General features: G+C 71.0%; 17 protein-coding genes. 14 read left to right on the forward strand and 3 right to left on the reverse strand.

Annotated elements, in window-relative coordinates; genetic code table 11:
• The first annotated feature begins 70 nt into the window (after window positions 1–70).
• A complete protein-coding gene (locus A4X17_RS01645) occupies window positions 71–1,219 on the forward strand; it encodes an ROK family transcriptional regulator (RefSeq protein ID WP_231884264.1) in 1,149 nt (382 codons plus the stop codon).
• A 29-nt stretch (window positions 1,220–1,248) separates the two neighbouring features.
• On the opposite strand, the gene A4X17_RS01650 is transcribed toward A4X17_RS01645, so the two are convergent.
• On the reverse strand, window positions 1,249–2,301 hold the full coding sequence (locus tag A4X17_RS01650) for a Gfo/Idh/MocA family protein (RefSeq protein ID WP_064293926.1): 1,053 nt from the start codon (window positions 2,299–2,301) through the stop codon (window positions 1,249–1,251).
• Window positions 2,298–3,179 carry a sugar phosphate isomerase/epimerase gene (locus tag A4X17_RS01655; RefSeq protein WP_064293927.1) on the reverse strand — a complete coding sequence of 294 codons (882 nt, stop codon included), beginning with the start codon at window positions 3,177–3,179 and terminating at the stop codon, window positions 2,298–2,300. Before A4X17_RS01655 ends, A4X17_RS01650 begins: the two co-directional genes overlap by 4 nt.
• Before the next feature lie 285 nt (window positions 3,180–3,464).
• Here A4X17_RS01655 and A4X17_RS01660 point away from each other — a divergent pair, with 285 nt between their 5' ends.
• From A4X17_RS01660 to A4X17_RS01720, 13 genes are all read left to right on the forward strand, one after another.
• A complete protein-coding gene (locus A4X17_RS01660; protein ID WP_231884265.1) occupies window positions 3,465–4,160 on the forward strand; it encodes an HAD hydrolase-like protein in 696 nt (231 codons plus the stop codon).
• 89 nt (window positions 4,161–4,249) lie between these two features.
• Entirely contained in the window at window positions 4,250–4,843 is a 594-nt protein-coding gene (locus A4X17_RS01665; protein WP_064293929.1) for a sulfite oxidase-like oxidoreductase, read from the forward strand.
• A complete protein-coding gene (locus tag A4X17_RS01670) occupies window positions 4,840–5,568 on the forward strand; it encodes a ferredoxin reductase (protein ID WP_197478991.1) in 729 nt (242 codons plus the stop codon). The genes A4X17_RS01665 and A4X17_RS01670 overlap by 4 nt, the downstream gene beginning before the upstream one ends.
• Entirely contained in the window at window positions 5,568–5,825 is a 258-nt protein-coding gene (locus tag A4X17_RS01675) for a DUF6510 family protein (protein ID WP_064293931.1), read from the forward strand. The genes A4X17_RS01670 and A4X17_RS01675 overlap by 1 nt, the downstream gene beginning before the upstream one ends.
• 40 nt (window positions 5,826–5,865) lie before the next feature.
• A complete protein-coding gene (locus A4X17_RS01680) occupies window positions 5,866–6,189 on the forward strand; it encodes a PadR family transcriptional regulator (RefSeq protein WP_064293932.1) in 324 nt (107 codons plus the stop codon).
• 1 nt (window position 6,190) lies between these two features.
• On the forward strand, window positions 6,191–6,721 hold the full coding sequence (locus A4X17_RS01685; protein WP_197478992.1) for a PspC domain-containing protein: 531 nt from the start codon (window positions 6,191–6,193) through the stop codon (window positions 6,719–6,721).
• A 66-nt stretch (window positions 6,722–6,787) separates the two neighbouring features.
• Window positions 6,788–7,624 (forward strand): alpha/beta fold hydrolase, encoded by an 837-nt coding sequence (locus A4X17_RS01690; protein WP_064293933.1) that lies wholly within the window; start codon window positions 6,788–6,790, stop codon window positions 7,622–7,624.
• 22 nt (window positions 7,625–7,646) lie between these two features.
• Window positions 7,647–8,210, forward strand: a complete 564-nt coding sequence (locus A4X17_RS19795) for a TetR/AcrR family transcriptional regulator (RefSeq protein WP_197478993.1) — start codon at window positions 7,647–7,649, stop codon at window positions 8,208–8,210.
• Between the two features lie 47 nt (window positions 8,211–8,257).
• Window positions 8,258–8,635 (forward strand): VOC family protein, encoded by a 378-nt coding sequence (locus A4X17_RS01700; protein WP_064293935.1) that lies wholly within the window; start codon window positions 8,258–8,260, stop codon window positions 8,633–8,635.
• Window positions 8,636–8,672: 37 nt separating this feature from the next.
• Window positions 8,673–9,812 (forward strand): ThiF family adenylyltransferase, encoded by a 1,140-nt coding sequence (locus A4X17_RS01705; RefSeq protein WP_064293936.1) that lies wholly within the window; start codon window positions 8,673–8,675, stop codon window positions 9,810–9,812.
• 58 nt (window positions 9,813–9,870) lie between these two features.
• On the forward strand, window positions 9,871–11,106 hold the full coding sequence (gene glp, locus A4X17_RS01710) for a gephyrin-like molybdotransferase Glp (RefSeq protein WP_064293937.1): 1,236 nt from the start codon (window positions 9,871–9,873) through the stop codon (window positions 11,104–11,106).
• Window positions 11,103–12,086, forward strand: a complete 984-nt coding sequence (gene moaCB, locus A4X17_RS01715) for a bifunctional molybdenum cofactor biosynthesis protein MoaC/MoaB (RefSeq protein ID WP_064293938.1) — start codon at window positions 11,103–11,105, stop codon at window positions 12,084–12,086. Before glp ends, moaCB begins: the two co-directional genes overlap by 4 nt.
• A complete protein-coding gene (locus A4X17_RS01720; protein WP_064293939.1) occupies window positions 12,079–12,507 on the forward strand; it encodes a molybdenum cofactor biosynthesis protein MoaE in 429 nt (142 codons plus the stop codon). The genes moaCB and A4X17_RS01720 overlap by 8 nt, the downstream gene beginning before the upstream one ends.
• A 78-nt stretch (window positions 12,508–12,585) precedes the next feature.
• Here A4X17_RS01720 and A4X17_RS01725 read toward each other — a convergent pair whose 3' ends face one another.
• Window positions 12,586–13,152 (reverse strand): dihydrofolate reductase family protein, encoded by a 567-nt coding sequence (locus A4X17_RS01725; RefSeq protein WP_064294119.1) that lies wholly within the window; start codon window positions 13,150–13,152, stop codon window positions 12,586–12,588.
• Window positions 13,153–13,164: the final 12 nt, after the last annotated feature.

Raw genomic sequence — 13,164 nt, forward strand, 5'->3', positions numbered from 1 at the left:
GCGGATGCCTCGAGAGGCGATGGTGGAGCCCTCCGGCGGATCGATGGGCAGTCGATCGTTGCTCCGGAGGATGAACTCGCTCGGTGTGCTGCGCGCCCTGCTCCCGGAGCCACTCACCCTGCGGGAGTTGGCGAACGCGTCCGGGCTGTCTCGGACGGCCATCGACGCGATCGTGACGGACCTCGTCGAGATGGGCTGGCTCGAATCCGTCCAACGCGCCTCGGCGTCCCGGATCGGCCGACCGGCCACCGCCTTCAGCGCGCGGGCCGGACTCGGCCACCTCCTGTCACTCGACATCGGCGCGAACCACATCCACGCCGTCGTGACGGACCTCGCCGGTGCCGTCCTGGGCCAGCGCACGGCTCGCCTGCCCGAGGACACGGGCGCGACCGAGCGCATCACCCTGGCGCTGGCGACCGGCGATGCGGTGCTCAGCACCCTCAGCCTCACCCGCGGGTCGGTGTGGATCGTCGCCGTGGGCTCCCCGGGTGCGATCGGCCGAGACGGCGAGGTGCTGCACTTCGGCGGAACGGGGCTGCCGGACTGGGTCGGACTGAACCTGCGCGAGCGGTTCGAGCAGGAGTTCGACGGAGCCGTCCTGGTGGAGGGCGACGTCGCGCTCGGCGCCCGCGCGGAACTGACCGTCGGCGCAGCACAGGGCCACCGCGACGTCGTCTACCTCCTCTGCGGCGTGCGCACCAGCGCGGCCTCCATCGTCGACGGAAAGGTGCATCGCGGCGTGCACGGTGCCGCAGGGATCGTCGGCGAGATGCCCGAACTCCGGTGGTCCCGCTTGAACGAGCGGTACGGCGAGTCGGTCCTCGGCTCTCCACGGCCGTCCCGCGAAGCGATCTTCGAGGCGGCTCGTGCCGGTGACCGGATCGCCCTGACGGCGATGGAGGAGTTCGCGGACGACCTGGCCACCGGCGCGGCGGCCATGGTCCTCGCACTCGATCCGGAACTCCTCGTGGTCGGAGGCGGCAGCGCTCCGGGCGCGGACGTCTTCCTGCCGCGCTTCATCCGCACCCTCGGCGGGATCTGCCCGCTGCCACCGGACGTGGTCGTCTCCTCGCTCGGTTCGGAGGCGGTGGCGATGGGTGGCGTCAGCCTGGCGTCCCAGCACCTCGACACCGTCCTGCAGACGGCCGTCCGAGACGTGGAGCGGTTCCCCGACCCGGCGGGAGCGCAGCTGCTCGTCAAGCGGGACAAAGCGTCCTGAGCCGTCGCTAATCCACGACCGGCCGTGTGTCAGCGACCGCCGGGCTGCGCGGCGAGGAGCGGCGACCGTCGCTCGGGGATCGCCGCGTCGTAGACGTCCTGGATCACGTCGAACGCCTTCCGCGCTTCTGCGGGGTGGAGCCAGAAGGCGCCCGGCTCGTCGAGCCCCGCGTAGAAGTCCTGGATCAGCCGTTCATGGGAGACGCCCCAGTAGGCACGCGCTCCGCTGGCCGTCACGCGCTCGACCGTGGTCTCGACGCGCCCGTCGGCGAAGCGGACAGTGAGTTCGGCGCCGAGGCTCAGCGTGCCCCGCTCGCAGACGACGTCGATCGTCACGGGCAGGTTCGCGACCCCGGCGACCGTCGCGTAGACCGTGCTCGTCGCGCCTCCCGCGTGCACGATGCGGAGCTCGGCCGTGTCCTCGACCTCGATCACCTCGGCGAGCGCGCGGGTGGCGATCGATCCCGTCGCCTCGACCGGGTCGCCGACCAACCACTGCACGAGGTCGATCGTGTGGATCGCCTGATTCATGAGGAGACCGCCGCCGCCGGTCGCCCAGCGACCACGCCAAGGGCGATCCTCGTAGTAGGCCGCCGTCCGATGCCACGGCACGACCGCCGAGGCGCCGAGCACTGCGCCGAGCTCACCCGAGTCGAGGAGTTCCTTGGCGCGTTCCGCCGGCTGGTTGTAGCGGTTCTGGAAGCACACCGCGATCTTCGCGCGACTGTGCTCAGCAGCGGCCAGGAGCCGTTCGGCCTCCTCGCGCGTGTGGGCAAGGGGCTTCTCGAGGATGACGCTGATCCCGCGCTCGAGCGCTCGGATCGCCTGGTCGGCGTGCAAGTGGTGCGGGGTGCAGATGTGCACGACGTCGGGTCGCGCCTCGTCGAACAGCCGATCGAGGTCGGTGAAGCCCGGGACACCCGTCGTGGCCATCGCCGCATCGAGCCGGCCGGTGTCGACGTCGCACACCGCCACGAGCTGCGCGCCGGGGACCGTTCCGATCGCCGCGAGGTGGAGTGTGCAGATGTCACCGCACCCGATCACGGCGACGCGGCGGAGGACGGGGGCTGGCCCGCGGCTCATCGCAGCTCGATCCCCAGCTCGTCGGTGAGCCTCCGGAAGGCCCGGGCGGCGACGCCGAACGAGGCGGGACCGGAGAAGCCGCCGAGCGCGTGGGTGTCGGCGAGGTGCGGCTCGAGCGAGGCGAACCCGGTGTAGCCGTCGTCGCGCAACGCCGTGAGCGTCTCACGCAGTTGCCCGTCGCCATCGCCGGACGGCACGACCTGGCCGCTCGCGGCGACCGCGTCCTTGACCTGCAGGTAGTCGAGGTAGGGGCGCAGCATCGCGTAGCCGTCGTCGAACGGAGCGACGCCCACCTGGACGAAGTTCGCGTTGTCCCAGGCGAGACGGAGTGCCGGTGATCCGACCGACTCGACGAGGTCGAGGATGCGCTCCGGGACGTCGCCGTAGATGTCCTTCTCGTTCTCGTGCAGGAGCACGACCCCCTCACGCTCGGCGAGGTCGGCGAGCAGGCGCATGCGGACCAGGACGTCGTCGCGGATGGTCTCCACCGGGACGCCCTCGCCGCGGAAGAACGAGAAGATGCGGATGTTCGGGGTCCCGAGGGCGTGTGCAGCGGCGATCGCTCGCGAGAGGCGGGCGACCTCCAGCTCGGCGTCGAGGGCCACGTCGACCTTGCCGATCGGTGAGCCGATGGCGGACACACCCATGCCCGACCGCTCCAGCTGCGCACCGAGTCGGGCGAGCTGGTCGGCGTCGAGGTCGATGATGTTGACGCCCCACGCGCTCCGGACCTCGATGTGCGATGCACCGAGCGCCTCGAGCACGGCGATCTGCGTCGTGGGGTCGGCGTCGATCTCGTCGCCGAAGCCCGACAGGGTCCAGCTCACCGGGTGTTGTGCATTCACGTGCGCTTCCGCCTTCGCGTTCGTTCTCGTCATCGGGAACCAGACAGTGGGGCTGCCGGTCCTGTCAGCCTACGACTCTGGCAACCGGTTGACAACCCTTCCCTGTGGGTCGGCCAGCGCGGTGCGCTGACGCGAGCGCGGGGTATGCACTCGAGCGCGCCCCTCCGGAGACCCGCGTTCGTGCGCCAGCACCGCGCTCGGGCCGCGACGCACACTCACGCCCGGGCCACCGCGCTCACGCCGCCATGCCCGCGCTCACGTCAGCGCACCGCGCTGGGCATCGAACCCGGCCGGAGGGGTCGCCCTAGGATGGAGCGTGTGACCGATCTCTACCTCGCCAGTACGACCGTGTCCTTCCACCGCAGCTGGTCCTGCGTGCTGTTCGACCTCGACGGCACGATCGTGGACTCGGCTCCCGGCATCATCTCCCGCATGAAGGCGACGCTGGCGAACGTCGGTGCCCCCGTCCCGTCCGACGAGTCCCTGCTGCGCTGGGTCGGGCCGCCGCTGCTCGACTCCTTCCGCGACTTCGCGGGCATGGACCCGCTGCAGTCGCAGCTCGCCCTCACCGAGTACCGCCGCCAGGTCGCCATCGAGGGTGCCGAGGTCGGCACCGCGGTGTTCCCAGGCGTCGCCGGGCTGCTCGCGCGCATCTCCGAGGCCGGCATCCCGATCGGGCTCGCGACCTCGAAGCCCGAGTCGCAGGCGAACACGATCCTCGACCACTTCGGTCTGAGCCAGTACTTCACCGTCGTCACCGGCGCCTCGGAGGACGAGGTGCGCAGCAGCAAGGCCGACGTCGTCGGCGAGGCCCTCCGGCGCCTCACCGCCGCCGGCGTCGACACGTCCCGCACCGTGCTCGTCGGCGACCGCCTCCACGACATCGAGGGCGCAGCGGCGCACGGGATTCCGACGATCCTCGTCGAGTGGGGCTACGGCTCGCCGGCGGAGGCCACCGGCGCCCTCGCCGTCGTCCACTCGATCGACGCGCTGTCGAACCTCATCACCGGCTGAGCGGGGCCGGAACCACTTGGTGGCCCCAGGAGGGTCTGGTTTCACCGACACCCGCTCACTAGGGTGATGACCATCCTGAGGAGGTCGACATGGCGGTGTTCACACGCGGTTTCGGAGGACGGGCACGGGAGCAGGACGACCGGCTCCCGCCCGGGCAGTTCCTCACCGAGGACTTCCCCGTCCTGTCCGCCGGGCCCACGCCGCGGATCGACACCGATGCGTGGGAGTTCCAGATCCGGACGGAGACGGGTGAGACCCACCGTTGGGACTGGGCGGCCATGCAGGCGCTCCAGCAGGACGACATCACCCGCGACATCCACTGCGTGACGCGCTGGACGAAGCTCGGCACGAGCTGGCAGGGCGTCTCCCTCGACACGCTCTTCGCCGAGGTCGAGAGCGGCTACGACTTCGTGATGGCCCACTCCTACGGCGGCTACACGACCAACGTCCCACTCGACGACCTCCTGGACGGCAAGGCCTGGATCGCCACCGGCTTCGACGGCGAGCCGCTCGCCGCGGAGCACGGCGGGCCGGCGAGGCTCCTCATCCCGCACCTCTACTTCTGGAAGAGCGCGAAGTGGATCCGCGGCCTCGTCATGCAACAGGACGACGAACCGGGGTTCTGGGAGCAGAACGGCTATCACGCCTACGGTGACCCCTGGCTCGAACAGCGGTACTCGTGAGGCGCACGGGCCATGTCGACGTCTGGAAGGCGGCCACCGTGGTCGCGGCGACGCAGCTGACCCCGTCGGGGCGGAGCCTCATCCTCGACGCCCCCGGCTGGGGCGGGAACCTCGCCGGGCAGCACGCCGACGTCCGTCTCACCGCACCCGACGGCTACCAGGCGGTCCGCTCCTATTCGATCGCCTCGGCGGACGCCGGTGACCGCATCGAGATCGCCGTCGACCGGGTCCCCGACGGCGAGGTCTCACCGTTCCTCGTCGACGCGATCGAGGTCGGCGACCAGGTCGAGGTGCGGGGGCCGTTGGGCGGCTGGTTCGTCTGGCGGCCCGAGGACACGGAGCCGGTCCTCCTGATCGGCGGCGGTTCGGGCATCGTGCCGCTCATGGCGATGGTGCGAGCGCACGAGGCGGCCGGGAGCACGGCGCCGTTCCGACTCGTCTACTCGGTCCGCTCACCGCAGGACGCCTTCTTCGCCGACGAGCTCGCCACTGCGACCGGGGTCGAGGTCACCTGGATCTACACCCGGCGAGCGCCCGACGGCTGGGCTCGTCCCGCCGGCCGCCTCGTCGCGGCCGACCTCCAGGCACTCGAGGCCGCCGGCGACGAGGCCCTGTCGGTGTTCGTCTGCGGACCGACCGGCTTCGTCGAGTCCGTCGCCGACACCCTCGTCGCGATCGGCCATGATCCCGCCCGCATCAAGACCGAGCGGTTCGGAGGCGCGTGATGACCTCGCATCTGGACGGGAACGTCCTCGCCGGCACCCTGTCGGAACTGACCGGCACCGACCCGAGCGACACGATGTCACAGTGCCTCGGGTGCCGCGACGTCTCGCCCCTCGCCGCGGAGCTGGTGTTCGGCACCCCGGACGCGTGGGTGGTGCGCTGTCGACACTGCGACGACGTCCTGCTCGTCGTCCTCCATCACGAGGAGACCACGCGCGTCACCCTCGACGGCGTCCGCTGGTGGACAGACCTCGCCTGACGACGTCCCGCCCGGTACCGATTCGTGTTACAGTACCGGTATGGAACCAGATAGCAAGCTCGCGGCACTCCGCCGAGGCATGCTCGAACCCCTTGTGCTCGCTTCGGTCGAGCATCAGCGACGCTACGCGGGCGAGATAGCGACGGCGCTCCGCGAAGCCGGCTTCCCCGTCCAGGAAGCCACGCTGTATCCGCTCCTGAACAAGCTCCGACGCGAAGAGCTCCTGGCGCACGACTGGCAGGAGTCCACGTCCGGCCCGCCTCGCAAGTACCTCTCCCTGACCGAAGCCGGACGAGTACAGCTCCAGAACTTCCGCACTTATTGGTCCTCCCTCACCGACATGATCACGACGATCGGACACTGACATGGAACAGATCCACCACATGAGCCTGAGTGGGCATGCGGAGACGATCCCGCTGACGGCCGCCGCACACGCCCACCTGGTCCGCTACCTGTCGAACACCCGCGCCGCACTCGGCACCGACCCCGATGCGGACGAGACCGTACGCGACCTCGAGACGGCGCTCGGAGACCGCCTGCGATCGATGGCGACGACCCCTGGCGCCGCGATCGACGACGAACAGCTCGCGAGGATCCTCGCGGAGACGGGCTCCGTCGAACAGGAAGCACCGCCGACCCGGATCCTCGCCTATCCCGCTCGCGGTCGATTCTTCTGTCGCATCGGGGAAGGGAGCTGGTTCGGCGGCCTGTGCGCCGGCATCGCCGCGTACGGCGACTTCCGTGTGGACTGGGTCCGCACCGTCGCCCTCTTCCTCCTCCTCTTCACAGGCGGGACCGCCGGTCTCGTCTACCTGGCACTCCTCCTCATCCTGCCGAAGGTCGACACGGTCGCCGAGTATCGGCGACAGTGTTCGGAGCCGGTGCCGAGTCGATGAGGCTGCTCCGACAGGCGGTCCGTAAAAGCTATTGACATTAGCTAAAAGGCAATGCACACTAGCTTCATGAACACGAACCCGGCATCGACAGGGCCCGCCACCCGCCACCTCGACCGCCCCGAGGGCAAGATCGCCTACGAGCTCCAGGGCGACGGCCCGCTCGTCGTCCTCGTCCCGGGAATGGGCGAGCTCCGCTCCTCCTACCGCTTCCTCGCCCCCGCACTCGTCCAGGCCGGCTACCGCGTCGCCTCCACCGACCTCCGTGGTCACGGCGACAGCGACACGACGTTCTCGTCCTACGGCGACGTCGCGACCGCCTCGGACATCCACGCCCTCATCCGCGAACTGGGCACCCCGGCCGTCATCGTCGGCAACTCCCTCGCTGCCGGCGCGGGCGTGATCGTCGCCGCCGAGCACCCCGACGATGTGTCCGGTCTCGTGCTCGTCGGGCCCTTCGTCCGCAACCCGAAGGCGAGCGGGTTCATGCTCGCCTTGTTCCGCGCCATGATGGCTCCGCTGTGGGTCGCACGGGTCTGGAAGGCCTACCTCCCCACGTTGAACGCGGGCCGGAAGCCGGTCGACTTCGACGACCACCTCGCCGCCGTCTTCGCGAGCCTGCGCCGCCCCGCCTACGGCAAGGCCTTCTCGCAGACGACGAGACGGACCGACCACGCCCCGGCCGAGGCTGCGCTCCCCGGTGTGAGCGCTCCGACGCTCGTGATCATGGGCACCGAGGACCCCGACTTCCCCGACCCCGCGGCAGAGGCCCGTTGGATCGGCGACACCCTGCAGGCGGAGGTCGTCCTCGTCGAGGACGCCGGCCACTACCCGCAGGCCCAACAGCCCGAGGTCACCTCGCAGGCCGTCCTCGGCTTCCTCCAGTCGGCGCTGCACCGTGCCTAGGGCGGGACTCAGCCGCACGCGCGTGGTGGACGAAGCGGCTGAACTCGCCGACGAGGTGGGGCTCGAGGGGCTGACCCTCGCCGCCCTCGCCGAACGGCTCGGCGTCCGGCAGCCCTCGCTCTACAAACACCTCGACTCGCTCGCCGGACTCCGCCGGGGCATCTCCCTCCAGGCGAAGGGCGAACTCGGCGACGTCCTACGGCGCGCGGCCGTCGGCCGTTCGGGCGCGGACGCGATCACGGTGATGGCCGGGGCCTACCGGGAGTGGGCCCTGAAGCACCCGGCACGCTATACGGCCGCGCAGTGGATCGCCGGGCCGGAGGACGAGGAGGACACGGCGGCATCGCTCGGCGCCATCCAGGTCATCAGCGACGTCCTCACAGCCTATGAACTTCGCGGCGACGACGCCATCGACGCGATCCGCGCGTTCCGGTCCACCCTGCACGGCTTCGTCTCGCTCGAGGCGGCCGGCTCCTTCGGCCTCGATCGAGACCTCGACCGCAGCTTCGACCGCCTCGTCCGTGGCTTCGTGATCACACTGACCGACTGGGCCGAGACGGACCGTGGCGTGTCCGACGGTCGATAGCTCCGCAACGGCTTCCGCCACGAGGAACGCGCCGGTACATTGCCGTCATGTCATGTCGCATCAGTGAACTCGTCCTGGACTGCCGCGATCCGGAAGCGCTCGCCCGCTTCTGGTGCGACGTCCTCGACTTCGTCGTGCTCGACCGAGACGAGGACGGGGTGGAGATCGGAGCCCGGGACGGCTTCGGTGGATCGCAGCCGACGATCATCCTCAGCCGCAGCGACGACCCGCCGCAGCCGAAGTCGAAGCTCCACATCGACGTCAGCCCGACCGACGGCGACCAGGACGCCGAGCTCGAGCGCCTGCTCGCCCTCGGTGCACGCCCGACCGACATCGGGCAGACCGGCGACGAGTCGTGGCACGTGCTCGCCGATCCCGAGGGCAACGCCTTCTGCCTCCTGCGCACGCCCGTCAAGCCGGTCTGAGGGTCGTCGGGCACGGTGCCGGTGGGATAATCGGCGCATGTCCTCGACCGCGCGGTACGCCAGGCAGCTCGCCCTCCCCGGGTTCGGACCAGCGGCGCAGCAGCGCCTCGCAGACGCACGGGTGCTGATCGTCGGCGCGGGTGGCCTCGGCAGCATCGTCATCCCGGCGCTGGCCGCTGCCGGTGTCGGTTCCGGCGAAGGCGCGATCCACCTCGTGGACGACGACACGGTCGAGCTCAGCAATCTGCATCGGCAGACCGTCCACCGCACCGCGGACGTCGGCCGTCCGAAGGTCGACTCCGCCGCCGACCGCGCCCTCGCCGTCAACACCGATGCGACGATCCTCAGGCACCGCCTCCGCCTCGGACCCGGCGAGATCATGGGTCTCCTGGCCGACGCGGAGATCGACCTCGTCATCGACGGCAGCGACAACTTCGAGACCCGGTATCTGGTCGACGACGCCGCGACGCTCGCCGACGTCCCGCTCGTCTGGGGTGCGGTCTCGCAGTACGGCGGGCAGGCCGGGCTCAGCTGGTCGTCCCGCGGCCCGCGCTACCGCGACCTCTTCCCCCACCCGCCGACGGACGGCTCGGTGCTCTCCTGCGAAGCCGGCGGCGTCCTGCCCACCACGGTCGGGGTCATCGGGTCCATCATGGCGACCGAGGCGATCAAGGTGCTCACCGGGGTCGGGACCCTCTCGCTCGGCCGTGTGACGATGTTCGACGGACTGAGCGGCGGGTTCCGCGAACTCCGGTACGAGCGAGACCCCGCGGGCGCCCGACAGGTGTCGCTGGACGAGCACCTGCACCGGACGCCGGGAGGGGATGCGGCGAGCGCCGCAGCGGCAGCACCCCACGAGCCGCGACACGCCGGACGCACGATCACCGCACCACAGCTGGCGGCGAGCGACGACGAGGCCGTCCTGCTCGACGTCCGGGAGCCGTGGGAGGCGGAGATCGCCCGGTTGCCCGGCTCGACGCTGATGCCGCTCGGCTCGCTCCCCGAGACACTCCACGGTCTCGACCCCGAAACGCCCGTGATCGTCTACTGCCACCACGGCATCCGGTCCGAGTCAGCGCTCCGCCTGCTCCTCGAGCGCGGCTACTCCGCAGTCCATCTCGAAGGCGGTATCGACGCCTGGTCGCGCCTCGTGGACCCGACCGTCCCCCGCTACTGACCGCGGCTCCGAACACCCCGTGCAGCCCCACCGACCGACCTCGACGACGGGAACCACCATGACGACGCCACCGCCCACGAGTCGGAAGACCGTCGAGCAACACGCCTCCGACGTCGCAGCCCTCCTCGACGACGTGACCGACACCGGCGCCGAGCACGTGCCGATCGACGAGGCCGCAGCTCGGGTGACGGCCGTGGCGGTGCCGTCACCGGTCGACCTGCCGCTGTTCCGCAACTCGCAGATGGACGGTTTCGCGGTTCGGGCAGCAGACCTCTCGGGTGATGAGACGCGACTGCGAGTGGTGGGCGAGATCGCCGCGCGCCCGATCGACCCGGCGCCGCTCGAGCCGGGAACCTCGGTGCGCATCATGACGGGCGCGGTCGTTCCGCCGGGTGCGGACGTCGTCGTGCCCGTCGAGGAGAGCGAGGTCGAGACGGATTCCCACGGTGTCGAGACCGTCGTCCTCGGTCGTCCGCGCAACGGCGGCGAGCGCCCGGTGGGACTGTTCGTCCGGGAGCGCGGGAGCGACGTCCGCGCCGGTGAGGAGCTGCTGCCGGCCGGCCTCCGCCTCGCTTCACGACACCTCGCCGTGTTGGCTGCGGCCGGCATCACGACCGTCGAGGTGCGTCGGCGGGTGCGGGTCGCGATCGTCACGACCGGTGCCGAACTCGTCGAACCCGGCGAGACGCCGACGCTCGGCCAGACCTTCGACTCCAACGGGACCGCGCTGGCGGCCGCCGTCGTCGCAGCCGGGGCCGAGGTCGCCGCTCGTGCGCGCGTCGTCGACGATGCCGACGTCCTGCTCGCGCTGCTCGACGACCTCCACGGCGAGGTCGATCTCATCCTCACCTCAGGCGGGATCTCCATGGGAGAACACGAGGTCGTCCGTGACGTCCTCGGGCCATCGGGCGGCTGGATCGGCTCGGTCGCGATGCAGCCCGGCGGTCCGCAGGCGCTCGGTGCCCACCGGGGTGTCCCGATCATCGCGTTCCCCGGCAACCCGGTGAGCACCCAGCTCTCGTTCGAGGTCTTCGTCGCTCCGGTCCTCCGCCGGGTCGCCGGGCTGCCGCAGGCGTCGCGTGTGCCGGCCGAACTCGCGGTGGCCGCGCGTTCGGTGCCCGGCAAGCGACAGTTCCTCCGCGGACGCCGACGAGACGACGGCCGGGTCGAACCGGTCGCAGGCCCCGGCTCCCACCTCGTGGCCGGGCTCGCGGCGTCCGACGTGCTGATCGTGATCCCGGAGGACACCCTCGAACTCGACGCCGGTGACGCTGTGGAAGCATGGGCACTATGACCGGGCTCACACACCTCGACGACGACGGCCGCGCACGCATGGTCGATGTCGGCGACAAGGCCACGACGAAGCGGGTCGCGACGGCGACGGCGACGTTCACCACCCGACCGGACGTGATCGCGCTCGTCCAGGCGGACGGTCTGCCGAAGGCGGACGTCATCGCGACCGCGCGCATCGCGGGGATCGCGGGGGCCAAGCGGACGAGCGAGCTCATCCCGCTGTGCCACCAGCTCGCGCTGTCGTCGGTGAGCCTCGACTTCGCCTTCACCGAGGACTCGATCGTCATCACCGCGACGGCGAAGACCACCGGCCAGACCGGGGTCGAGATGGAGGCCCTGACGGCCGCTTCGATCGCCGGCCTGACGCTGCACGACATGGTCAAGGCCGTCGACCCGGCCTCGGTCCTCGGCGACATCCGGCTGCTCGGGAAGTCCGGCGGCAAGCGCGGGAACTGGACGCCGGAAGCGTCGGAGCCGATCGAAGCACCTGTGGCGCGGACGGTCCGTCCGCGAACCGCGGCCGTCATCGTCGCGTCGACCGCCGGCGCGGCCGGCACGCGCGAGGACCTCACGGGGCCCCACATCTCCGCATGGCTGTCCGAACACGACTACGCGGTCGATGCGGTGACGGTCGTGTCCGACGCCGACGTGCACCTCGCGATCACGGCAGCCCTGGACGCCGCGCCCGCGGTGCTCATCACGACGGGCGGCACCGGCCTCTCGCCGAGCGATCGCACCCCGGAGGCGACGCAGCCCCACCTCCACCGCGAACTGCCCGGCATCTCGGAGGCGATCCGCACCCTCGGGTCGACCAAGACCCCGACCGCGGCGCTCAGTCGCGGGCTCGCGGGGGTCTCAGGCGGCACCGTCGTGGTGAACCTGCCGGGGTCGACCGGCGGCGTCAAGGACGGGCTCGCGGTCCTCGGCGGCCTGCTCGACCACCTCGTCGCCCAGATCGCCGGAGGTGGCGCGCATGAGTGAGTCGACGGTCCCCGAGGTCCTGGCGCTCATCTCGGAGTCGCCACTCGACGCACACGCGATCGAGGACTTCGTCGCGGCGCCCGCCAACGGCGCACTCGTGGCCTTCCGAGGGATCGTGCGCGACCACGACCACGGCGAGGCGGTCGACGCCCTCGACTACCGCGCCCACCCCGACGCCCAACGGTTCCTCGAGGACTGCTGCCGGACGGTCGCCGCGGAGACCGGCCTCCGCGTCGCCGCCGCCCACCGCGTCGGGTCGCTCGTCGTCGGCGACCTGGCCCTCGTCGCCGCCGTCGCCGCTGCGCACCGGGCCGAGGCGTTCGCCGCCTGCGAGCGTCTGGTCGAGGAGATCAAGCGCACCGTCCCCATCTGGAAGCGCCAGTACCTGGCCGACGGCGAGACGGAGTGGGTCGGTCTGTGAACGATCGGCCCGCCCTCGATTCGCCCCGAGTGGTCGCACGCACGAAGCGTGGGCGACCATTCGGGGTGAAGCGAGCTGTCAGCGCGGCAGCACGTCGTAGGTGATGCGCACGAGCCCGTCCTCGGGCGTCGCGTGGGTGCCGCGGAGCCGCAGGCGGACGTCGGCGTCGAGGTCGCCGAAGAGGCGGGCGCCCGAGCCGATGAGCACCGGCGCGACCGACACGGTGAGCTCGTCGACGAGGCCCGCACCGAGGAACGCCTGGATGGTCCTGCCTCCGTCGACGTAGACGCGGCCGGCCCCGGCCTCGTCGAGCAGGGCGGTCGCTTCGTCGAGCGACCCGGCGACCGTGATGCGGTCGTCCCCGGCCTCGAGCGTGGTGCTCAGCACGACGACCCGCTTGCCCTCGAACGGCCACTCGCCGAAGCCGAGCACAGTGTCGTAGGTGGTACGTCCCATCACGAGGGTGTCGATCGTCGGGAAGAACGAATCCCAGTCGAGCGCCGGGTGCCTCCCCGGCGCATCCGCGGCATGCTCCCGCGGCTCGAGCTCCGTGAGCCAGCCGAGGTCGCCGTCGGGCCCCGCGATGAACCCGTCGAGGCTCACGCCGATGAAGACACAGCCGTGCCAGGAACGTCCGCGAGTCATGAGGACGATCCT

Source organism: Plantibacter sp. H53 (genome assembly GCF_001650455.1).
GTDB lineage: Bacteria > Actinomycetota > Actinomycetes > Actinomycetales > Microbacteriaceae > Plantibacter > Plantibacter flavus_A.